The sequence below is a fragment of the Tenggerimyces flavus genome, from assembly GCF_016907715.1.
GTDB classification, from domain to species: Bacteria; Actinomycetota; Actinomycetes; order Propionibacteriales; family Actinopolymorphaceae; genus Tenggerimyces; species Tenggerimyces flavus.
The window spans coordinates 8,413,602-8,436,025 of the sequence record NZ_JAFBCM010000001.1 but is presented as its reverse complement, the minus strand read 5'-3'; the positions used below and the strand labels follow the sequence as shown (position 1 = coordinate 8,436,025).

Annotated in this window: 17 protein-coding genes; 8 read left to right on the top strand and 9 right to left on the bottom strand. The window is 68.9% G+C overall.

Annotated elements, in window-relative coordinates; all coding sequences use genetic code 11:
- The first annotated feature begins 844 nt into the window (after window positions 1-844).
- Window positions 845-1,666 carry an alkaline phosphatase family protein gene (locus JOD67_RS39315; protein ID WP_205122734.1) on the top strand — a complete coding sequence of 274 codons (822 nt, stop codon included), beginning with the start codon at window positions 845-847 and terminating at the stop codon, window positions 1,664-1,666.
- Window positions 1,667-1,669: 3 nt separating this feature from the next.
- Window positions 1,670-2,836 carry a Gfo/Idh/MocA family protein gene (locus tag JOD67_RS39310; protein ID WP_205122733.1) on the top strand — a complete coding sequence of 389 codons (1,167 nt, stop codon included), beginning with the start codon at window positions 1,670-1,672 and terminating at the stop codon, window positions 2,834-2,836.
- A gap of 526 nt (window positions 2,837-3,362) precedes the next feature.
- On the opposite strand, the gene disA is transcribed toward JOD67_RS39310, so the two are convergent.
- Entirely contained in the window at window positions 3,363-4,448 is a 1,086-nt protein-coding gene (gene disA, locus JOD67_RS39305) for a DNA integrity scanning diadenylate cyclase DisA (RefSeq protein ID WP_205122732.1), read from the bottom strand.
- 272 nt (window positions 4,449-4,720) lie between these two features.
- On the opposite strand from disA, the gene JOD67_RS39300 reads away from it, so the two are divergent.
- On the top strand, window positions 4,721-7,330 hold the full coding sequence (locus JOD67_RS39300; RefSeq protein WP_205122731.1) for an alpha-L-rhamnosidase: 2,610 nt from the start codon (window positions 4,721-4,723) through the stop codon (window positions 7,328-7,330).
- Window positions 7,331-7,338: 8 nt separating this feature from the next.
- Here JOD67_RS39300 and JOD67_RS39295 read toward each other — a convergent pair whose 3' ends face one another.
- From JOD67_RS39295 to JOD67_RS39265, 7 genes are all read right to left on the bottom strand, one after another.
- Window positions 7,339-8,043, bottom strand: a complete 705-nt coding sequence (locus tag JOD67_RS39295; protein WP_205122730.1) for a hypothetical protein — start codon at window positions 8,041-8,043, stop codon at window positions 7,339-7,341.
- Between the two features lie 3 nt (window positions 8,044-8,046).
- Window positions 8,047-8,556, bottom strand: coding sequence for an RNA polymerase sigma factor (locus tag JOD67_RS39290; RefSeq protein ID WP_205122729.1), 510 nt, complete (start codon window positions 8,554-8,556; stop codon window positions 8,047-8,049).
- Window positions 8,557-8,824: 268 nt separating this feature from the next.
- Window positions 8,825-10,204 carry a DNA repair protein RadA gene (gene radA, locus JOD67_RS39285; protein ID WP_205123358.1) on the bottom strand — a complete coding sequence of 460 codons (1,380 nt, stop codon included), beginning with the start codon at window positions 10,202-10,204 and terminating at the stop codon, window positions 8,825-8,827.
- Window positions 10,205-10,503: 299 nt separating this feature from the next.
- Complete coding sequence (locus JOD67_RS39280) at window positions 10,504-11,202, bottom strand: class I SAM-dependent methyltransferase (RefSeq protein WP_205122728.1); 699 nt, start codon at window positions 11,200-11,202, stop codon at window positions 10,504-10,506.
- Window positions 11,203-11,204: 2 nt separating this feature from the next.
- Complete coding sequence (locus JOD67_RS39275; RefSeq protein ID WP_307782713.1) at window positions 11,205-12,002, bottom strand: DUF3109 family protein; 798 nt, start codon at window positions 12,000-12,002, stop codon at window positions 11,205-11,207.
- Window positions 12,003-12,043: 41 nt separating this feature from the next.
- Window positions 12,044-12,685: a DUF998 domain-containing protein gene (locus JOD67_RS39270; protein WP_205122727.1), complete on the bottom strand. Its 642-nt coding sequence runs from the start codon at window positions 12,683-12,685 to the stop codon at window positions 12,044-12,046.
- Between the two features lie 923 nt (window positions 12,686-13,608).
- On the bottom strand, window positions 13,609-15,846 hold the full coding sequence (locus JOD67_RS39265) for a S8 family peptidase (protein WP_205122726.1): 2,238 nt from the start codon (window positions 15,844-15,846) through the stop codon (window positions 13,609-13,611).
- 160 nt (window positions 15,847-16,006) lie between these two features.
- On the opposite strand from JOD67_RS39265, the gene JOD67_RS39260 reads away from it, so the two are divergent.
- The 5 genes from JOD67_RS39260 (at window position 16,007) to JOD67_RS39240 (ending at window position 20,748) form a co-directional block, all read left to right on the top strand.
- A complete protein-coding gene (locus JOD67_RS39260) occupies window positions 16,007-16,945 on the top strand; it encodes a Ppx/GppA family phosphatase (RefSeq protein ID WP_205122725.1) in 939 nt (312 codons plus the stop codon).
- A gap of 49 nt (window positions 16,946-16,994) precedes the next feature.
- Window positions 16,995-17,948: an N-acetylglucosamine kinase gene (locus JOD67_RS39255; RefSeq protein WP_205122724.1), complete on the top strand. Its 954-nt coding sequence runs from the start codon at window positions 16,995-16,997 to the stop codon at window positions 17,946-17,948.
- Between the two features lie 124 nt (window positions 17,949-18,072).
- Complete coding sequence (locus JOD67_RS39250) at window positions 18,073-18,945, top strand: sugar phosphate isomerase/epimerase family protein (RefSeq protein ID WP_205122723.1); 873 nt, start codon at window positions 18,073-18,075, stop codon at window positions 18,943-18,945.
- A complete protein-coding gene (locus tag JOD67_RS42315) occupies window positions 18,942-19,550 on the top strand; it encodes a TetR/AcrR family transcriptional regulator (protein WP_205122722.1) in 609 nt (202 codons plus the stop codon). The genes JOD67_RS39250 and JOD67_RS42315 overlap by 4 nt, the downstream gene beginning before the upstream one ends.
- A 4-nt stretch (window positions 19,551-19,554) precedes the next feature.
- Window positions 19,555-20,748 (top strand): amidohydrolase family protein, encoded by a 1,194-nt coding sequence (locus JOD67_RS39240; protein WP_205122721.1) that lies wholly within the window; start codon window positions 19,555-19,557, stop codon window positions 20,746-20,748.
- A gap of 58 nt (window positions 20,749-20,806) precedes the next feature.
- Here the strand turns inward: JOD67_RS39240 and JOD67_RS39235 are convergent, their stop codons facing one another.
- Window positions 20,807-22,342, bottom strand: coding sequence for a M1 family metallopeptidase (locus JOD67_RS39235; RefSeq protein WP_205122720.1), 1,536 nt, complete (start codon window positions 22,340-22,342; stop codon window positions 20,807-20,809).
- Between the last annotated feature and the right edge of the window lie 82 nt (window positions 22,343-22,424).

Genomic DNA, 22,424 nt, shown 5'->3' with positions numbered 1-22,424 from the left:
TCGCCGCCTCGGCCTCGCCGCCTCGCTCTCGCCATCCCGTGCGGCGATGCCGTGTCCGCGTGCTGCCTCGTGCGTCCGCCACCCACTTCACCCACTGGGCCGGGCGGCGGTGCCGACTTCACCGACCGGACCAGGCGGACGCGCACCCACGTCACCCACCCTGCCCTGCCTGGTCGGCCATCCCACTCGCAGCGCGTGCAACTGATCGAATTCGAGCGTGGCACGGAGAGCTGTTGGACAGATCTCGGCCTCTATCCCGACATCTGTCCAACAACTCCCGGGGTGCTGCTCGGACGAGCAGGCGCGCGACCCGTGCGACCCGCGCCGCCATGCCGCCTGTGGTGCCGCGCCATCGCGCACCGTTGGGCGAAACATCGCCGCGCCGCAGCCACCGGCAGCGACGCGCCGGCGAGCAAGTCGCTGGACACGACGAAACTCCGCCCGGAGGGGTCGGGCGGTGCTCGCGCCTTGCCTTATGCGTCTCGCCATTCGCCGTCGCAGGGCGTCTCGCCATTCGCCGTCGCAGGGCGTCTCGCCATTCGCCGTCGCAGGGCGTCTCGCCATTCGCCGTCGCAGGGCGTCTCGCCATTCGCCGTCGCAGGGCGTCTCGCCATTCGCCGTCGCAGGGCGTCTCGCCATTCGCCGTCGCAGGGCGTCTCGCCACCCCACGCAGCCATCCCTTGCAGCCGATCCGGCGCTCCCGTCACCACTCGCTTCGGCGTGCTCGCGCCACTGCCTCGGGCGTCCGCCATCGTCGCTGCCCCCACTTCACCCACCGGACCGGGCCGCCATCTCCACTCTCACCCTCGCGCGGGGCGCGACCGGGCCGCTACCGTCTCTCCTCGTGACTGCGCGCAAAGCTCTCCTTATCGGTATCGACGGGCTGTTGTTCCGGAAAGTCGCCTCAGTTGCGGCGCCGACCCTGCAGCGGTTGGCTTCGACGGCGGTGTTCGCCGAGTCGCGGATCTACCCGGACGGCACGACCAAGACCGTCTCGGGACCGGGGTGGTCGACGATCGTTACCGGAACTTGGCCCGAGAAGCACGGGGTGCAGGACAACGACTTCGTCGACCATCGGCTGTCGTCCTACCCGGACCTGCTGACAAGGGCGACGCGCGAAGGCCTCACCACGTTCGTGGTCGCGGCGTGGAAGCCGATAACTTCCACTGTCATTTCGGACGAAGTTTCGGTGCGGCACGACTTCTCCGAGGCGGTCGACTGGGCCGAGGCCGACCGTGCCGCGGTCGATCGAGCTACGCCGCTGCTGGCGGGCGACGTGGACCTGGCGTTCGTCTACCTCGGCCAGGTGGACGAGGTCGGGCACGCGAGCGGGGCGGCGTCGGCGGAGTACGCGGCCGCGGTCGAGAGCGCGGACGCCAATGTGGCGCGGGTGATCGCGGCGGTGGAGGCGCGACCCGAGTACGCGGACGAGGAGTGGCTGGTGGTGATCACGACCGATCACGGCCACACCCCGGTTGGCGGGCATGGCGGACAGAGCGACGACGAGCGCAGTACGTTCGTGCTGACGTACGGCGCCAGCGTTGCCGCCGAGGCGCGGATCGAGCTGGTCGACATCGCTCCCACGATGCTGTCCCACCTCGGTGTCGCCATCGACGAGCGCTGGGAACTGGACGGCCGTTCGGTGCTCGAGGGCGTAAGGGAGTAAGTGGTGTCCGACCTCCAGATTGGCGTGATCGGCTACGGCCTGCGCGGAACGTTGTCGCGCCACGCGCACAAGCCTGGCGGGGGCTCGCGGGTCGTGGCGCTGTACGACCCGGAACCGACGTCGGGGGAGCGGTTCCGCGAGGCGTACGGCGAATCGGCTGCTGTGCATACCGATCTGGCGGCGTTCCTGAAGTCCGAGCTCGACGCGGTGTTCGTGATCAGCCCGGACTGGCTGCACGAGGAGCACGCGGTCGCTGTGCTGGAGGCCGGCCTCCCCGTCTACCTCGAGAAGCCGATGGCGATCACCACCGAGGGCTGCGACCGGCTGTTGCGTACGGCGCAGACGACGGGCGGAAAGCTGTACCTCGGGCACAACATGCGGCACATGCCGTTCGTACGCGAGATGAAGCGGCTCATCGACTCCGGAGCGATCGGCGAACCGAAGGTCGCGTGGGGCCGCCACTTCGTCGGGCACGGCGGTGACTTCTACTTCCAGGACTGGCACGTCGAGCAGAAGTACGGGACGAGCCTGCTGCTGCAGAAGGGCGCCCACGACCTGGACGTGCTGCACTGGCTGTGCTCGGCGTACACGACCGAAGTGACCGCGATGGGTGCGCTGACGCTCTACGACCAGACGCAAGACAAGGGCGACGCCGACCCGTGGTGGCACGGATCGGACGAAGAGCGGCTGACCCGCTGGCCGCCACTGTCACTGACCGGGCTGAACCCGAAGATGGACATGGAAGACGTGTCGATGATGCTGATGCGCCTGTCCAACGGGGTGCTGGCGTCGTACCAGCAGTGCCACTACACGCCGGACTACTGGCGGAACTACACGGTGATCGGGACCGAGGGGCGGATCGAGAACTTCGGGAACGGCGAGCCGGGCACGACCATCCGCATCTGGAACAAGCGGCATCACGGCTGGCAGGAGGCCGGCGACCAGACGTACGAAGTGCGCCCGGGCGAAGGTGGGCACGGCGGAGCGGACCCGGAGATCGTGGGCGAGTTCCTGCGGTACGTCCGCGAGGGTGGAGCAACGGACACCTCGCCGGTCGCCGCGCGCTACTCGGTAGCAACGGGTGTCGCTGGCGCCGAGTCCTTGCGTGCGGGCTCCACGCCGGTACGAGTGCCAGCGGCAGACCCCGAGGTGGCCGCCTACTTCGCCTAGGACCTCTTGGGTAAGTCGGTGGTGCTGGCGGACGGGCACCGATGCCGCTTTACCTGGCGTGTGGGTGCCTTACGCGGGGTGTATCCCACGTAGAGCGGCAAATGATCATGTAAACATGATCATTTGCCGTCACGGGGGAGTCACTTGGGGGGACCGGAGAGCCTACCTAGGAGTACCTGGGGCGGCCTGCTCGTCAGCGATGCCGAGACGCGACTGCGTCGCTCCAGCCACTTTCGTAACAAGCGCTGGCCCCGGGCGTGGTGTTACGGACGTAAGGCGTCCGCCTTTGCTGTTATAGGTGTGAGAGATCCCGCTCGGTTGCTGCGGTTGCTGCGGTTGCGGCGGTTTGCGGGGGGTTGCGGGGGGTTGCGGGGCGGGGTACCTGCGCGTGGTGTTACGGACGTAAGGCGTCCGCTTTTGTTGATACAGGTGTAAGAGATCCCGCGCGGTTGTGGCGGACGCAGGCGGGATTGGGGCGGGTGGTGTTACGGACGTAAAGCGTCCGGATGGGCTGACCCGGCTCCGGTCAGACGTAGCGCTCGAGGATGCTGGACTCGGCCAGTCGCGACAGGCCTTCGCGAACGGTTCGGGCGCGGTTCTCGCCTACGCCGTCCACCGCTTGCAGGTCGTCGATCGAGGCCGCGAGCAGCTTCTGCAAGCTCCCGAAGTGATCCACCAACCGGTCGATCACGGTCCCCGGCAGCCGCGGCACCTTGGCCAGCAGGCGGTAGCCGCGTGGCGACACCGCCGCGTCCAGGGCGTCCGACCCATGCCCCAGAGCACGAGCCACCGCCCCGAGGTCGAGCAGGTCGGCCGGCGACAGGGCATCCAGATCCGTCAGCGCGTCCTCGACCGTGCGATGACGCCGCGAGGCAACGTGCGGCAGGTAGTCCCGCGACACCAGCTCGCGCTCCGGCTCGACCCCAGCCACCAGCTCGTCGAGCTGCAACGAGAGCAGCCGGCCGTCGACACCGAGCTCGACCACGTACCCCTGGATCTCGTTCGCGATCCGCCGCACCATCTCCAGCCGCTGAGCAACGGCGGACACGTCACGGATCGTGACCAGATCCTCGATTTCCAGCGCCGAGAGCGTGCCCGACACCTCGTCCAGCCGCAGCTTGTACCGCTCCAGCGTCGCCAGTGCCTGGTTCGCCCGGGACAGGATCTGCCCGGTGTCTTCCAGCGTGTAGCGGATGTCGTCCACGTACAGCCCGATGATCCGCATCGACTGCGACACCGACACCACCGGGAAGCCGGTCTGCTTGGCGATCCGCTCCGCCGTCCGGTGCCGCGTGCCCGTCTCCACCGTCGGGATCGACGGGTCGGGCATCAGGTGGACGCCGGCGCGCAGGATCCGGGTGCAGTCCCGGTCCACGATGATCGCGCCGTCCATCTTGGCGAGCTCGCGGAGCCCGGTCGCGCTGAACTCGACGTCCAGCGCGAAGCCGCCGGTGGACACCGACTCGACGACCTTGTCGTACCCGAGAACGAGGAGCGCACCCGTACGACCGCGAAGGACTCGCTCGAGTCCGTCACGCAAGGGTGTTCCGGGCGCTATCGCAGCGAGCGTCGCCCGCAGCCTCGCGTCCGGGCTCTTGTCACTGGCTGCCACAACTCTCCCGGGTCGTTATAGTCCGCTGCGCTGAGTCTACGGTGCCTCCGATTCCGGCGGACGGTCGCCCGTGAAACGAGAGACCGACAAACCATTCCGACTTCACCCGAGGCGTTGTGGTTTCCGTTCGCGCCAGCCTTGACCGATTGTGGTCAGTGGGGCCGAATGTGGTCGGCCAGCCCGGACCTCTCGCTGGTCTTTATCCGCGGCGGTCGGCCAGAGTGGATCTTGTTTCTGCTCATGGTGTTTCGACCAGTGGAACGGCGGGCAACGTGGCGATTTCCAGCGTGCGGCCGACCAGGCTTCGAGTCGAGTACGCGGACCAGCCGCTCGGCCTCGACGAGCCTCACCCGAGGTTCTCCTGGCTGCTCGAAGCGGACGGCGGCCAGTCCGACGCGCAGCCGCTCGCCCAGTCCGCGTACCAGGTCGTCGTCGGCACCGAGACCGCCGACGGCGAGATCTGGGACTCCGGCAGGGTCGACTCGACCGCCAACGGACAGGTCGAGTTCGCCGGCGCTGCCTTGCACTCCAGCACGATCCATTACTGGGCGGTACGAGTCTGGGACCGGGCGGGCAACGCGTCGGAGTGGTCGCAACCGTCGACATTCGAGACCGGACTCCTCGAGGTCGAGGACTGGGTCGCGGCGAGCTGGATCTCCGCACCGAGTTCGGCGTTCGACGGAATCCCGCCAGCGCCCTTGCTGCGCAGGGATTTCGAGCTTTCCCGTACCGACGTGGTCCGGGCGCGACTCTATCTGTGCGGCCTCGGGTACGGCGTCGGCTATCTCGACGGCGAACGCATCGGCACTCGCGTTCTCGATCCCGCATCGACGAACTATGCGGAAACCGTTTTGTACAGCACGTATGACGTCTCCGAGCACCTCGCCACCGGCGGCCGCCACGTCCTCGGTGTCGAACTCGGCCGCGGACGGTACGGCGAGCCGGCCGGCAGTGTCTGGTGGTGGGAACGTTCCCCGTGGTGGGATCACTCGAAGCTGTTGGCGTTGCTCGTCGTCTGGTACGCCGACGGAACGGTCCAACGCATCGGCACCGATCCGTCCTGGCGAACGATCGACGGCCCCACCAGGTACGACTCCCTCTACTCCGGCGAGCGGTACGACGCACGCCTCGCGCGTCCCGGATGGACATCGCCCGGATACGACGATGCCGAATGGGGCAACGCGGTTCAGGCCACGCCACCCGCTGGCCAGCTGAGGTCACAACAGCTCGAGCCGATCGCCATCGTTCAGGAGTTGGAGCCGGTCGCGCTGACCGAACCGACGCCCGGCACGTTCGTGTACGACCTCGGCCAACAGGTCGCCGGCTGGGCGCGGTTGACGCTGAACGGGCCTGCCGGCACCGAGGTCGAGGTGCGCTACACCGAGCGCGTCGACGCCGAAGGTCTCGTGGCGCTCGAGCAGCACTTCGTTCCGGACGGCATCCAGACCGACGTCTACGTGCTGCGCGGCGAAGGTCCGGAGACGTACGAACCGGAGTTCAGCTACAAGGGATTCCAATATGTCCAAGTGACCGGACATCCGAGCCGTCCCGAACTCTCGGATCTGCGCGCATTCGCGGTACATAGCGACGTCGCTTCGGTCGGTGAGTTCGAGTGTGACGACGATGACGTAAATCGATTGCATGCCGGAACGCGGTGGGCCGTTCTCAACAACCTGCATGGAATTCCGACGGACACGCCGGTCTTTGAAAAGAACGGTTGGACCGGCGACGCGCACCTGACCGCGAATGTCGCGGCGCTGAACTTCCACATGCCGCGCTTCTATACGAAATGGTTGGACGACTGGGTCGACGCGCAGTTGCCGAGCGGCGAGCTGCCGCCGATCGTCCCGACCAGCGGTTGGGGCTACCACGGCACGCCGTCGGGGATCGTCGGCCCGATCCCCGCCTGGGACGCGGCGTACTTCGAGATCCCGTGGGTGATGTATCAGCACTACGGCGACACCCGGATCCTCGCGCGGCACTACGACAACCAGCGGCGCTACCTCGACTTCCTGCTCGCCGACTTCGTGACCGACGGCGTCGCGACAGTCGGGCTCGGCGACTACCTGCCGCCCGGTGGAGGTGGTGTTCCGCCGGAGGGGCCGACCGTCTACGAGACCGCGTACACGTACCGGATCGTCGACCTGTTGAGGCAGATCGCGGAGGTGTTGGGGCGGCCGGAGGACCTGCCGGCGTACGGCGAGATCGCGGCGACGGTGCGTGCGGGCTTCCAGCGCGAGTTCTTCGACGGCGCGTCGGGGACCTTCCGTGGCGAGGTCGAGCTTCCGTACCGGCAGTCACCGAACGTGGTCGCGCTGGCGTTCGAGCTCGTGCCCGAGGGCGAGCGGCAGCGAGTGCTCGACAACCTCGTCGCGGACATCCACGCGCGGGACGACCACCTCGATACCGGTGTGATCGGGACGAAGTTCCTGTTCCCCGTGCTGACCCGGGCAGGGCAGGTGGACCTCGCGTTCAAGGTCGCGATGCAGCGGACGTACCCGGGGTACGGCTACTGGCTCTCGCTCGGCTCGACGGCGCTGTACGAGATGTGGCAGGCCGAGTCGCGGTCGCTGAACCACCACTTCTACGGGACGGTGGACCAGTGGTTCATCGAGGATCTCGCCGGGCTGGCGCCGGCCGCGCCGGGCTGGTCGGAGGTGCGGGTCCGGCCCGTTCCGCCCGCAACGCTCGGTCGCGCCCGGGCTTCGGTCGAGACGGTGCGGGGCCGGGTCGCGACGTCTTGGCACCGCGTCGGTAGCGGGTATGAGGTCGCGGTCGACCTGCCCGTCGGAGTGGTCGGGCACGTGCACGTACCGCAGTCCGACGGCACGCACGCCGTCCAGGTCTGCGGTCCTGGCTCGTCGGTGTTCCGGTCCGGCTGAGTCCCGGCTCAGCCGGGGCCCGGGCAGGGCGGGAGCTGCTTCTGGGCCAGGGCCTTGTCGAACCGTTGGAGGGCGGAGTCCCGGTCGAAGCCGACGAAGACCGCGACCGGCTCGTTCGCGAACCTCGACACGATGACGAACGCGGTCGCGCCGATGCGTTGGCCCTCGTGCTTGTACACGGTCGCGGTGAGCTGGCTGTCGGCCGACGCGGGCTTGTAGACGCGGGTGATGTTCACAGTGAGCTTGTTGGTGTCGCTCGTCGGGCCCGGCTGGACGTCGGTGATGACGCCGTCGACGATGAGGGTCGCGCAGGAGACGAGGCCTTCCTCGGTAAGGTCCATGCCGCCGCCGAGGGGTCGCCTGTCGGAGGGGTTTGGCGCTGCCCGGGGTGGCTCACCACCCGAGCCAGCGGATTGTCCGCCTTCACTCCCCGCGGTGTTCTGGTCTGTTCCACCGAGGAACGAGGGTGCGGCGACGAGTCCGCCGAACGTGACGGCGGCGAGGGTGCAGGCGGCAACGGCGAGGATGACGTTCCCGTTCCACCTGCCGCGTTGAGCCTTCGGCGGCTTGGGCGTCGCGGCAGCGACGAGGTGGAGGCCGCGCTTGATCGCCTCGACGTCGGCTTCAGCTTCGGCGAAGCGTGGGTCGGCTCGTACGTCGTCCGGGATCGGATCGTCGTCGAGGAGGTACGCGAGCGGGTCGCGGTCGGTCATGGTTCAGATCACCTCCGTGGCGCGCAGCCGTTCGCGTACCGCCTTGACCGCCCAGTGCAGGCGGCTCTTGACGGTGCCGATCGGCAGGTCGAGCGCGGTCGCGATGTCCTTGAGCGGCAGGTCCTCGTAGAAGCGCAGGATCAGGACCTGGCGCTGGTCGGGCGGCAGTTCCGCCAGCCCGCGGGCGACCGCGGCCGCGAGCGTGGCGTCTTCCTGGGGATGGTGGGCGGCTGCGGGAACGTACTCCGCGAGCCTGTTCGTGATGCGCCGGTCCTTCGCCGTCCGGCGGTGCCAGTCGGCGGCGATGTTGCTGGCGACGACACCGATCCAGGCATGGGCCGACCGCAGCTGCTCGGCGTCGCGCGCTTGGCGCTCGAGCAGCTTGAGGCGCACCTCTTGGACACCGTCGTCGAGGTCACCCGCGGGGACCCCGCCGAGGTACAAGATGGCGCGAACCCGATCCGCCTCAGCCGCGCTGAGCGGATCCTCGGTACTGCGTTTCAGCAGGCGCATCCAACCCTCCCGTGCTCCTAGGACGGAGACGGTAGGGGAAACGTTCGCTGGCGGCACTCGCCGTCCCGGCGAGTGCCGCCAGATCGACGGATCGGCTGACCTGGGGTGCGTGTCCGGCGGACGTGCCGGCGCAAGGGTAGCCGCTACAGTGCGCGACCCTGCCCGTACCGCTGGACTACCGCGAGCCGGACGGGCCGAAGATCGACGTCATGATCTCGCGGCTGGCGAGCCAGAGTCCGGCCAAGCGGCGAAACGGTGTGGGCGGCCGCTAGCGGCGGGCTAGGGAGGCGGCGGCGTGCATGGCTTCGGCGAGGTTGCCGACCTCCAACACGTTCATGCCGTCGGGGATGGGCCCGCTCTCCCGCGGCACGATGGCGTGGGTGAAGCCCAGCCGGAGGGACTCGCTCAGCCGGCGCTGCACCCCGGTCACGCGGCGCAGGTCGCCGGCGAGGCCGACCTCGCCCACCGCGACGAGGTGGCTGGGTAGCGGTTCGTCGGTCGCCGCGCTCGCGATCGCCAAGGCCACTGCGAGGTCGGACGCGGGCTCGCGCAGCTTCACGCCTCCCACGGTCGCCACGTACACGTCCTTGTCCCCGAACACGATGCCGCCGCGGCGTTCCAACACGGCCAGCACCATTGCGATCCGGCTGGTGTCGAGCCCCGAGTTCGCGCGCCGCGGGGACGGCAGGCTGGACTTGGCGACCAGCGCCTGGACCTCGGTAAGCAAGGGGCGCTTGCCCTCGACCGTGACGGTGACACAGCTCCCCGACACCGGCTCCGGCCGCTTGGTCAGGAACAGCCCGCTCGGATCCGGCAACGACGTCAGCCCACCGTCGGCGAAGTCGAAACAGCCCACCTCGTCGGTCGGCCCGTACCTGTTCTTCACCGCCCGCACCATCCGCAGCCGCGAGTGCCGGTCGCCCTCGAACGACAGCACGACGTCCACCAAGTGCTCCAAGACGCGCGGCCCCGCGATCGAGCCGTCCTTCGTCACGTGCCCGACCACCAACGTCGAGATCCCGCGCTCCTTCGCGACCCGGATCATCGCCCCGGCCACCTCGCGCACCTGGGTCACTCCACCAGGCGCCCCATCCACCAGCCCCGACGACACCGTCTGCACGGAGTCCAGCACGATCAGGTCGGGCTCCACCGAGTCGATGTGCCCGAGGATCGCGGACAGATCAGTCTCCGCCGCGAGGAACAGCGAGCTCTCCATCGCGTTCACTCGTTCCGCCCGCAGCCGCACCTGTGCCGCCGACTCCTCGCCGGACAGGTAGAGCGAACGGCCACCAGAACGTGCTCGCTCCGCCGCGACCTCCAACAGCAGCGTGGACTTGCCCACACCCGGCTCGCCGGCGACCAGCACGACACCACCGCGGACGAGTCCGCCGCCGAGGACCCGGTCGAGCTCGGAGATGTTCGTCTTCTCCGCGCGCGCCGCCTCGATGTCGACCTGGTCGATCGGCAACGCAGGCGACGCAACAGGCCCGGCGACCGTCACCGCACGCTTCGGCGCGCCGAGCTCCTCGACCGTTCCCCAAGCCTGGCACTCACCACATCGCCCCACCCACTTGCCGGTCTGCCAGCCGCACTCGGCACAGCGGTAAGCGGGTCGGATCGCTCGGGTCGTGCTGGTCTTCGCCACCAGCCAGACAGTACGGCGAAGCACCGACAGTCGCGCTGTCCCGCGCCGAAGCCTGTGGACAACGCCTTGGTCGACAGTCAGAACGACCTTCCCGCGCCCGCCACCCGCCTCGCCGAAGCGATACGTCCGCGCGACCCGGACCGAGAACGCGGATCATCGTTCGCTCCGCCATCCCGGGCGCGACGGTTGCCGGGCTGGCGGCGGTGGCGATCACGGCGTTTATCGTTCCTGTGTTGGGATTGGGCGTTGTGGAGATGCTCGGGTTCCTCGGCGCCGCGTTGCTCGCCGCTGCGGCATCCGGTTCAGAACCTGCGCCACCAGAGGTTGACCGCGTAGTCGACCTCGGTGCCGGCGTGCTCCTTGATCACCTGCTTGGCGATCTTGGGGCGGAACTCGATGTTCACCACGGCCTCGAAGTCCTCGCGGCGGTCGAAGCGCCAGTGCATGGTGAGGGGTTCGCGGTTCCAGCCGTGGCTGGCCCAGAACCGTTCCACGTCGTTCGGCTTGTACTTCGGGAACGCGCGCTGGAACCAGCGGCCGAACGTACTGCGCGTCGCGTCGTTGTCGATGACGAACGCGGCGCCGCCGTGGCGTACGACTCGGGCGATCTCGCGCAGGCCGGGCTCGCTGCCAGGCCCGAAGAAGTAGGCCCAGCGGGCGTGCACGACGTCGACAGAGAGCGGCTCGACGGGGAGGGTCTGCGCGGCGCCGTCGCGTACCTCGATGTTGGTGAGGAACGCGGTCCGCTGGCGTGCGCGTTGGGCGAGGTCTGGGTGGGGCTCGACGCCGATGACCTTGGTGGCCCGTTCGGCGAAGCGGGGCAGGTGAAAGCCGGTGCCGCAGCCGATGTCGAGGACGGTCGCCTGGTCCCACGTTCTGCGTGCCCACATGGCTGCTTCGAGGACGCCGTCGGGGTCGACGGCGCGGTTCTCGAGCTCGTAGACGTCGGGGTGGTTCCAGATGTTGGGGCTCGGGCGAGCTCCGTCCGCGATGCCTGACATCTCTACGAGTGCTTGGCGATCGCCTTGTCGGAGATGCGTACGGAGAGTTCGATCGGGACCGGGCCTGTACTCGCCGGGTGCGGCGCGACGCGCGGGTTGGCGGCGAGGTGCTGCTCGCAGTACTCGGCGAGCTGGTCGTACGCGTTCCGCCCCATCAGCTCGACGAGCTCGGCCTGGTTGGACAGGTAGACCGGCTCAGCGCCGACGTGGGCCTCGGTGTTGCCGGTGCAGTACCAGTTGAAGTCGTGCCCGCCAGGTCCCCAACCACGGCGGTCGTACTCGGTGATCGTGACCTCGGTGTACTCGGTGCCGTCGGCCAGCTCGACCTCGCGGAAGAGGCGGCGGATCGGGAGCTGCCAGCACACGTCGGGCTTGGTCTCGAGCGGGTGCAGGCCGTTGTTCAGCGCGTGCTTGTGGAGCGCGCAGCCGGTGCCGCCCGCGAAGCCCGGGCGGTTGTGGAAGATGCAGGCTCCGTCGACGACACGGGTCTTGCGGTCGCCGTCCTCGTCGACCTCGGCCCAGTCCTTGCGGCCCTCGTCCTTGTACTGCCACTCGTCCTTGCTGAGGCGTTTGACGAACTGGCGTACGCGCTTCTCGTCCGCCTTGTCGGCGAAGTGCGCACCGAGGACGCAGCAGCCGGCGTCGGGTTCGGTGGCGTAGATGCCCTTGCAGCCGGAACCGAAGATGCAGGACCAGCTGGAGGTGAGCCAGGTGAGGTCACACCGGTACTGCTGGGCGGCGTCGTCGGGATCTTGGAACTCAACCCAGGCGCGGGGAAACTCGAGTGCGACTTCTGGCACGTTGACACAGTACACGCAGGGGTTTCACGTGTTGGTGGGGTTCAGCGTGCTTGCTTGTTGGTGTCGATGGCGAGGGTGGTGATCCAGCCGAAGCCGATGATGACGCACACGCGTTGGAGCGCGCCGCCGTACTCGACGAGGCCCGGGGTTTGGCTCATGGCGGCGGCGAATGCGACGAAGAACGCTGCCGTCGCGATTCCCGCGATGGTGGTCGCGGTGGCTCGTGCGCGATGGCGTCGTGCGTTGACGAACATGGCCGCGATCAGGCAGAGGAAGCCGATCACCGAGAACCCGTCGTGCAGGCTGCCTTCGAGAGTGGGCTCTCCGATGGCGGGAGTGCCTTTCGGGAACCCGCTGACGGGGTCGGTGACGAAGATGCCGGCGGCGATGAGGCCGAGTCCCCAGAGCCCGATGAGTACGGCCGTCGGTTTGTCGGTCTTGCTTCGCGCGATGGCGGCGAAGGCGAGGACGAGTACGCCGGTGAGGAGGAAGTTGGCCGTTTGGATCCATCCGTGCGGGCCAAGGGCGAGTGAGCTGACGGGATGGCGGAGGGGGTTGTAGTCGGGCTTGAGGAATCCCTGCACGAGGAAGGCGGCGACGAACAGCGGCCCGGCGACGATGCCGCACCACACGGCGACTCTGGTCGCGATGTAGTGCGGGGGAGTGAGCGTGGCGGTGGTCATGCGACCCAGGCTGACAGAAATGTGCGCACTGCGCAATATTGCCCACCCCGCAACTTCAGGAGGAGGTAATCGCTCTCGTTTGAATGAAGGGCACCTTCATTCGAACCTATTGAATGAAGGTGCCCTTCATTCAAAACAGCGGGGACGGAAGGCCCGGCGTCATCTGAGCCACAAGAGACCGAGGGCCAACAAGCGACGCAAGCACGGCAGCAAACCCCAACAGCAAGAAACCTCCCCCGGGACACCTGTTCCGGGGGGAGGGGGCGGCGCGTGAAAAACAGGTGGCCGGGCCGGGGCGAGTCAAGGGCCGCTCCGCGGTCGCGAAGCGACGTCGCCCGTCTGCGAAGCCGCCGCGACCCCCTTGACGCGCCCCGGACCGGCCACCAAAATCGACCGCCGCCACAGACCCCGAGAGCACCAAACCCCCGCAGAGATCTCATCGAGGACCGCACCAGAACCAGAAGAGCTTCGCCAAGAACCCGAGCCGCATCCGTCGGACAAGATGGCGCCACGCCGAGATTCTTCGAATGAAGGGCACCTTCATCTCAACCTATTGAATGAAGGTGCCCTTCATTCAATAGCGCGCGATGGCCGCTGTCGAGGTGGCCGGGTAGTGCTGGTGTGGCGAGGGTTCGGCTGGGTCGGGGGCACCCTGGTCCGAACCTATGGGACCAGGGTGCCCCTCACCCAACCCTCGGCGCGCCACCGGTCCGTGATCATGAAAGCGAACCAGTCGCATACGACCAGTCCGGCTTCACGATCACCATCATGATCACGGTCGTACAGGGCACCCACTCTGCCCATGAAGAGGAGCGGGCGGGAACACCCCTTCGCGACACGGGATGCGGAGATGCGAAAGGGCCCGCGTCAACCAGTGGTTGACGCGGGCCCTTTCACGTTCCTACAGCCCTACCGTAAGGGCATCAGCCGGAGGTGAACCAGCTGATCGCGGCGTAGCTCAGGACCATGCAGTCGTTCTTCGTCTGCAGGGTCAGCGGACGGTTGCCCTTCCCCGCGGGCACGAGGCCCTTGGAGATGTTGCGGCGGCGGTCGTCCCAGTCGCGGCCGGCGGAGGTGGTGAAGTAGTTCCCCGGCGTGACGTTGCCGCGGTTGAACTTCATCGGGTTCTCCTGCTTCCACGACGTCGCGTCACCCACACCGAAGTGCAGGCCGGGCGCGCGGAAGTGGCGGCCGTTGCCGTACGTGTACAGCTGGGCGGACGCGGTGCCGTTGTTCGCCAGCGCGCTCGAGGCGCCGACGCGCAGGGTCACGCGGCCCTTGAGGCCGGTCGGCTTGCGGAACAGCACGATCAGCGAGGCGCCCTGGCCGTCGGTCTTGCCGGCGCCGACGCCGCTGATCGGGTAGTTGCCGTTCTTGGTGACCTTCACCGAAGCGAGGTACGTACGGTTCGGCTGACCGGTGTTGAGGTTCGTGCAGGTCGGCTTCGAAGCACCGACCAGCGCGCCCTTCGTCACCTTGCCGTTGAACGTCACCGTGGAGTCCGGACCACCGATCGTCGTCCACACCAGCTTGGCGAGGTAGACCTTCGCCCCACCGGGGATGCCGCTGATCTTGAACGAGGTCGACGACGCACCGCCGTCGCGCCGGGCCAGGCCGACGCCGTCGGAGGTCATGTCGAGCTGCGGCGCCGTGTAGTTCGCGGCGACGCGCAGGCCCGTGTCAGCCAGACGCACACCCGCGGACAGCACCCGGATGCGGCGCTTCAGCACGCCGTTGTCGTTGTCCTTCACGCCCGCGCCGGTCGCCTTCAGCACGCCCTCGATGGTCGAGACCGCGGAGCCCGGACGGATGCCCTTGAGGATCGCGAACGCGCCCGCGACGTGCGGGGCGGCCATCGAGGTGCCGTCGAAGCTGGCGTACTTGCTGCCCGGGATCGAGGACAGGATCCCCACGCCCGGAGCGAGCAGGTCGACGTAGGAGTTCGAGTTGGAGAACGAGGCCACCGAGCCGCCGTTGGTCGCGCCGACCGTGACCGCCGAGGAGATGCAGCCCGGAGCGCCGACGCCCGTGTTGGACGAGGAGTTGCCGGACGAGATCACGGTCGCGATGCGCTTCGACTTCAGCGTGTCGATGATCCGCTTGCGCGGGTCGGTGTCACACGGACGCGAGTACGTGTTGAACGAGCCGAGGCTCATGTTCGCCGACGCGATCTTCTTCGTCTTGCTCAGGCCGTAGACCCGCTCGAGCGCCTTGATCTGGTCCGACGTGTACGACAGCGCGCAGGGCGCGTTGCCGCCACAGGTCGAGTTGTCGTAGAACACCGAGAAGACCCGGAGCGAGATCAGGCCGGCGTCGCGCGCAACACCGCTCATGTCCTTGCCGCGGCCGGCGGCGATGCCACCGACGTGCGTGCCGTGGTGGCACTGCGTGGTGCCGCTGCAAGGAGCACCGACGCCGGGCTTGGTGGTGAGCGACGTGCCGCCGGGGCAGGCGCGAACGAGGGAGTAGCAGCCCTCGGCGATCACCTTGCTCTTGCCGTTCGCGAAGCGCAGGAACGGGTGGTTCTTCTGAATGCCCGTGTCGAGGATCGCGACGTTCTGGCCCGCGCCCGCGCGGCCCATCTTCCAGCTCTCGGTCGCCTCGACGCGCACCGTCGACTCGTTCAGGTTCAGCTTGTCGAGCTCGTTCTCCTGCACCGAGGACGCCAGCCCCGACTCCTGCAGGCGGTCCAGAGCCGCGGAGCTGAGCTCGAGCGCGACGTACGGGGAGTACTCGAACGTGGTCACCACGCGGGCGCCGTCACCGGCGACCGCCGCGCGGATCTGCGAGGTGCGCAGGCCGATCATCGCCCGCTGCGAGTCGGCCGCGGTCGCCGACAGGGCGCCCTCGGCCGTGTGGGACATCCGGAGCCCAGCGATGACCTGGACCTTGCCGGACTTCTCCGCCTTCGCGCGCAGCTTGGTGAACTCGGCGGGCTTGGCGATCTGGAGAGTGGTGTCGACCGCGTTGTACTTCTCGACCTCGAACTTCTCGGTGAGCTCGGAGAGCGGTTCGACGACGGGCTTGTCCGCGGCGGACGAGGACTTGGCCTCATCGTCCGCCAGCACCGCCGAAGTCGGTGCGACGAAAGTGGCGCCGACCAGGGCGGCCGCCACGAGGAAAACGCGAGGCAGCACAGTGCCACCACGACGACGGAGCATAGGTAGATCCCCCTTGCAGTCAGGGACTGAGGCCCCTCGGAGGAGGAAACCGTACCAAGGTGGCGGCAGGCGTGATCAGGCGCCGATGTCGGACCTGTGGATAATGCGGCTTGACCGCTCCCATGCGTACCTGGCGTAGCGAAACGGTAGCGTTCCCACCATGCGGCTCGGTGTTCTGGACGTGGGTTCCAACACGGTCCACCTCCTCGTGGTCGACGCACGACCAGGTGCGAGGCCGCTCCCGGCGTACTCCCACAAGACCGAGCTGCGCCTCGCGGAGCATCTCGGCAAGGGCGGGGAGATCTCCTCCGACGGCGCCAAGAACCTCGAGCGAGCGGTCGCCGAGGCACTCGAGATCGGCGAGGACAAGGGCTGTGAGTCCGTGCTCGCCTTCGCGACCTCCGCGATCCGCGAGGCCAGCAACGGCCCGGCCGTCCTCGAACGCGTGAACGACGCCACCGGCATCGAGCTCTCCGTCCTGACCGGCGACCAGGAGGCACGGCTGACGTTCCTGGCCGTACGGCGGTGGTACGGCTGGTCCAGCCGCCGGCTGCTCGTCCTCGACATCGGCGGCGGCTCGCTGGAGATCGCCACCGGGTCCGACGAGGACCCCGACGTCGCCGTCTCGCTGCCGCTCGGCGCGGGCAGGCTGACCAGGGACTGGTTCAGCAGCGACCCGCCGCACAAGGACGAGGTCCGCAAGCTCCGCCGCCACGTCCGCGCGGAGATCGCGCGGAACGCGGGCCAGGTGCTCAGGCACGAACAGCCCGACAAGGTCGTGGGAACGTCGAAGACCTTCCGCTCCCTGGCCAGGATCTGCGGGGCCGCGCCGAGCTCGGAGGGCACGTACGTACGCCGCACGCTCGCCCGCGACGACCTCGAGGACCAGCTCCCGCGGCTCGCCTCTATGTCCGCCGACGACCGAGCCGACCTGCCCGGAGTCTCCGGGGCGCGGGCACCGCAGCTGCTCGCCGGCGCGATCGTCGCGGACGCGGCGATGGACATCTTCGAGGTCGACGTGCTCGAGCAGTGCCCGTGGGCGTTGCGCGAGGGCCTCATCCTGCGGCACCTCGACACGATGGAGCCGGAGCAGAACTGATCCACCCAGCAACAGTCAACGGGGACGAGCACGGGAGGAGACGTACGCGATGAGTGTGCGGCTGGTGGTCGACGGCGGGGCGACGAAGCTCCTCATGGGGCGGCTCGAGGACACCGCTGACGGCCCGCGCGTGGCCGAGCAGGTCGAGGTCACCGGCTTCCAGTGGTCGTCGGAGGTCGATCCTGTCCAGGTCCAGTGCGACCGGATCGACGCCGCGTGGCAGCAGCTCGGCAGCCCGGCGCCGATCGAGGTCGCGGCGTTCGGGCTGGCCGGTGGCTCCGCCGATCCCGCGGGCCGGCCGATCCTCGCGCCGGCGGTCGCGAAGCGCCTCGGCGCCCGTACGGTGCTGCTCACCAGCGACGACGTCACCACTCATCTCGGCGCGCTCGAAGGCGCGCCTGGCGTGGTGATCACGGTCGGAACGGGGACGAACTGCCTCGCGGTCTCGCCCGACGGCGAGCTCTTCAACGTCGACGGCATCGGCTACCTGTTCGGCGACGCGGGCAGCGGGTTCGCGATCGGTCGGGCCGGCGTACGCGCGGGGTTCGCCGCGATGGACGGGCGCGGGCCGGCGACCGAGCTGACGGCGGCGGCCGAGGAGCACTTCGGCGCCCCGCTCGGGCTGACGCTGCGGGCGGCGTACCGTTCGCCTCGGCTGGTCGCCACCGTCGCCGGGTTCGCCACCGCGGTCTCGGCCGCGGCCGTGAACGACACGGTGGCCGCGCAGATCTGCCACGACGCCGGCCGGGATCTCGCGATCACGGTCTCCGCGGCGATCGGGCGTGGCTTCCCCGACGCGGGGATCGGGACGGTCGCGGTGTCGTGGGCGGGCAGCGTGCTCACCTCGCCGGTGATCTTCGACGCGTTCTCGACCGCGCTGACCGGCATGTGCCCGGGTGCCCTGCTGCGCGAGCCGCGCGGGGATTCGATGTCCGGCGCGGTCCGGCTCGCGTCCGGCGAACAGGTCCCGCACCTCGCCGGAGTGGTCGTCGCCCACGCCTAGACGGCCAAGGCCAGAGCGGGACGCCACGCGCCTCCTGACCGGGCGGTAATCCGGGCCCCACCGTACGCTGACTCTCGTGCACGCTGACGAGGTCGAGACTCACCGGCGGGGTAAGGATGCCGTCGTGCGTGTTCCGGATGCCCGGATCACACTGTCTTCCTCCGCGGTCTACCCCGAGTCGACGGCCACGGCGTTCGAGCTGGCGGCCCGGCTGGGGTACGACGGCGTCGAGCTGATGGTCACGACCGATCCGCTCAGCCAGGACATCGACGCGGTCCGGCGGCTGTCGGAGTACCACCAGATGCCGGTCTACTCCGTGCACGCGCCGACGCTGTTGATCACGCAGTACGTCTGGGGCGACGCGTGGGGCAAGGTCGACAAGAGCGTCGAGGCCGCGAAGGCGTTCGGCGCCGACGTCGTGGTCGTGCACCCGCCGTTCCGTTGGCAGCAGACGTACGCGCGCGACTTCGCCACCGGCGTCGCCCAGCGCGAGCAGGACAGCGGCATCGGCATCGCGGTCGAGAACATGTTCCCCTGGCGCGCCGGGGTCCGGGAGCTGCAGGCGTACCTCCCCGGCTGGGACCCGCGCGACTTCGACTACGCGCAGGTCACGCTGGACCTCTCGCACACCGCGACCGCCGGTGTCGACGCGTACGAGATGGCCGTCGACCTCGGCCCGCGCCTCACTCACCTGCACCTCGCGGACGGCTCGGGGTCGTTGAAGGACGAGCACCTGGTGCCCGGCCGCGGCAACCAGCGTTGCGCCGACGTGCTCGAGCTGCTGGCGCGGCGCGGCTACACCGGCTCGATCGTGCTCGAGGTCAACACCCGACGGTCGACGACGCGGTCCGAGCGCGAGACCGACCTCGCCGAGGCCCTCGCGTTCGCGCGGCTGCACTTCGCGGCGCCGGTCGAGCCCTCGTACGCGGTGAGCACCGACGGCACCATCGAGGTGGTCAGCGGGTTGCGCAGCCTGGGAACGGGTCCGGTCGGGTGAGCCGAGCGACGAAGTCGCGGGGTCCCGGCCGGCGGCCGGGCGCGCCGGACACTCGCGGGGAGATCATCGAGGTCGCCCGTGCGGAGTTCGCCGCCCGTGGTTTCGAGGGAACGAGCATCCGCGGCGTCGCCCGCGCGGCCGGGGTCGACCCGGCACTGATCCACCACTACTTCGGGTCGAAGGACGACCTGTTCCTCGCGGTGATGGACGTCCCGTTCGACCCGCGCGACTTCGTGAAGCTGATGGTGGACTCGCCGTACGACGAGGTCGGGACGATCGTCGTGCGTACGTTCCTCGGCCTGTGGGAACGCAGCGAGATCCAGCAGCGGTTCCGCGGGCTGCTCGGCTCGGCGTTGACGAACGAGGCCGCGGCGGAGCTGATGCGCACCGCGCTGACCCGGCTGCTGTTCGACGCGGTGGCGGACCGGATCCACGAGGAGGACGGCCGGCTCCGGGCCAACCTCGCAGGCTCCCAGCTGATCGGGCTGGCGATGGCCAGGTACGTGATCCGGCTCGAGCCGCTCGCGTCGACCCCGACCGACGAGGTCATCGCCTGGATCGCGCCCACCCTGCAGCGTTATCTGCACGGCCCGACGCCGGGCTGATCCCATGTACGCGATCAGAGCCGGCCGCGCGTTCGACGGCGAGCGCCTGCACACGGACGGGGCGACGGTGTTCGTCGAGGGCGCGCGCATCGTCGGCGTCGAGGCGCCTGGCTTCGCGGTGCCGGACGGCTACGTGGTCGTCGACGCCCTGAATGGAACAGTCCTGCCGGGGCTGTTCGACACCCACGTCCACCTCTGCGGCGACGGCGGGCTCAGCGCGCTGGAGCGGCTGCCCGACTTCACCGACGAGCATCTCGAGGACGTGATCACGACCTCGCTCGCGCAGCAGCTCGCGTGCGGCGTGACGACCGTGCGCGATCTCGGGGACCGCCGGTACGCCGTTCTCGATCGGCGCGACCGGGCGAACGGCCAAGCAGAGCCCACGATTCTCGCCGCCGGCCCTCCCGTCACCACGCGCAGAGGGCACTGCTGGAACATGGGCGGCGAGGTCTCCGGACCCGACGAGATCAGGGCCGCGATCCGCGAACGTGCCCAGCGTGGCGTCGACCTCGTGAAGGTGATGGCGAGCGGTGGCGCGATGACGCCGGGCACCGACATCCTGGCCTGTCAGTTCACCCTGGACGAGCTCCGGCTCGTCGTCGATGAGGCTCATGCCGCCGGGTTGCAGGTGACCGCGCACGCGCACGGGTTGCCGTCCGTGGAGCAGGCGGTCGCGGCGCGCGTCGACGGCATCGAGCACTGCACCTGCCTGGTGGAGACCGGCATCGACGTACCCAACAGGCTGCTGGAACGCCTTGCCGAGCAGCGGATCGCCGTCTGCCCGACGTTGGGCAAGGCCGACGGCACCGAGCCGCCAATGCCGGTCCGCGAGCTGCTGGAACGCAACGGCATCACCTGGGAGTTGCGGCAGCGGTTGATGGCGCGGATGCACGAGGCCGGCGTGCGGCTGATCGCGGGATCGGACACGGGGATCAGCCCGGGCAAGCCGCACGGTTTGGTCGCGCACGCCATCGGGGACTACGTCGCCGGCGGCATCCCGACCGAGGCGGCGCTGGCGTCCGCGACGTCCGTGGCGGCCGAGGCCTGCGGGCTGGGCGCGTACAAGGGCCGGCTGCGGGCCGGGTTCGACGCCGACGTGCTGATCGTGGACGGGGATCCGTTTGCCGACATCGCCGCCCTCACGCGCGTTTCGACGGTCTTCGCCAACGGCCACCGTCTCGACCCGCCGCAGCTTTGAATGAAGGGCACCTTCATTCGAACCTATGGAATGAAGGTGCCCTTCATGAGAAAGAGCGCTAGGAGACGGCGCTGTCGTCGCGGCCGGAGTACGGGCGCGGGGTCTGGCGCGCGGAGGCGGGAGCCGGGAGCGTGGTCCAGTCGGGGTGGTTCGGCATCGGCGGCGTCTTCGTTCCGTACGCCCAGTCGGCGAGGAACGGGGTCACCGACGGGTCACCCGAGACGTCGGCCGCGAGCGCGATGAAGTCGTCGGTGGAGATGCTCTTGTCGCGGTACCGCTTCAGATAGGCCCGCTCGATCTTGTTGAACAGCTCGGCACCGAGCTTCTCGTGCAGCGCGTACAGCACGAGCGTCCCGCCCTGGTAGCGCTGCGCGTGCCACAGCGAGGCGACGGGCGGCTTGGCGACCGGTCCGTGGTCGCGGCGCCACTGGTCGCTGAGTCCGTACGTCCGCTTCATCCGCGCCTCGAACGTCGTCAGGCCGAACTGGTCCGGCCAGCCGCGCTCGTACTTGTAGGTGAGCGCGTAGTACTCCGCGTGCCCCTCGTTCAGCCACAGGTCGTTCCAGCTCTTCGGCGACACGCTGTTGCCGAACCAGCTGTGCGTGATCTCGTGCATCATGTGCGCCGCGATCGCGGACTCGATGCCCTCGAGGTACTTCGGCTTGTACAGCGTGAGGGTCTGCGTCTCCAGACCGGTGAAGTCGAACGCCGCCGGGTCCTCGTTGTTCAACGGCAGCAGGCCGTACGCCTCGAGCGGGAAGTGGCCGAGCTGCGGCTCGATCCAGTCCAGCAGCCCTGGCGTCAGCGCGAGCGCCGGCTCGAGCAGCTCGACCTTGTGGCTGGGAACGACGTCGCGCAGCCGCGTTCCGCGTACGGTGCCGCGCTCGACGATCGTGTAGTTGCCGACGACGGCCTGCAGGATCTCCGTCGCGATCGGGTGCTCGGACCAGAACGTGTGCGTCGTCCGTCCGTTCCGGGTCTTCAGGCCGATGGGCACGCCACTCGCGACCGCGGTCAGGTCCTGCGGCACGGTGAGGGTCACGACGAAGCCGGCCTTGTCCGACGGGTGGTCGTTGCAGGGGAAGATCGTGTGCGCACCGGCCGGCTGCGGCGCGATCGCGAACCCGTCGTCGGTGGGGCACCAGCCCGAGATGACGCCGGGGACCTTGAGCCGCGGGTCGGCGGTGAAGCGGATCTTGGTGCTGAACCGCTCGCCCTTCCGCAGCTTGCGGACCGGGGTGACGAGGAGTTCCTCGCCCTGCTGGGAGAACGTCGCGCTCCGCCCGTCGACCTCGACGGAGTGGATCACCAGGCCGACCGAGTCGACGTAGAACGACGACAGGTCCTGCTGTGCCCTCGACTTGGCGGTGACGCATCCGTCGACGAGCTTCGTCGTCTCGCGGTAGTCGAGATCCAGCAGGTAGAGGTCGACCAGGTAGCCGCCGTTGCCGAGGTTCGGGAACACCTCGTCGCCTATGCCGGGTGCGCCCGGGCTGCCCGAGCCGGCGTACGCGACACCGGAGCCGAGGATCGGAACGGATGTGGCCGCGAGAGCGGCCGAACCAAGCAGAACGGAGCGGCGAGAACAGAACACGAGTACGAAACCCCCGAGGTCGATGGGTACTGCACTGCCAGGAAGAGACACCCGATCGGGCACAACGGTTGCACCTGTCGGC

Coding starts and splice junctions, on each gene's coding strand:
- JOD67_RS39295 (WP_205122730.1), bottom strand. CDS start 8,043: ATGACCGACCGCGACCCGCTCGCGTACCTCCTCGACGACGATCCGATC.
- JOD67_RS39290 (WP_205122729.1), bottom strand. CDS start 8,556: ATGCGCCTGCTGAAACGCAGTACCGAGGATCCGCTCAGCGCGGCTGAG.
- JOD67_RS39280 (WP_205122728.1), bottom strand. CDS start 11,202: ATGTCAGGCATCGCGGACGGAGCTCGCCCGAGCCCCAACATCTGGAAC.
- JOD67_RS39270 (WP_205122727.1), bottom strand. CDS start 12,685: ATGACCACCGCCACGCTCACTCCCCCGCACTACATCGCGACCAGAGTC.
- JOD67_RS39265 (WP_205122726.1), bottom strand. CDS start 15,846: ATGCTCCGTCGTCGTGGTGGCACTGTGCTGCCTCGCGTTTTCCTCGTG.
- JOD67_RS39260 (WP_205122725.1), top strand. CDS start 16,007: ATGCGGCTCGGTGTTCTGGACGTGGGTTCCAACACGGTCCACCTCCTC.
- JOD67_RS39255 (WP_205122724.1), top strand. CDS start 16,995: ATGAGTGTGCGGCTGGTGGTCGACGGCGGGGCGACGAAGCTCCTCATG.
- JOD67_RS39240 (WP_205122721.1), top strand. CDS start 19,555: ATGTACGCGATCAGAGCCGGCCGCGCGTTCGACGGCGAGCGCCTGCAC.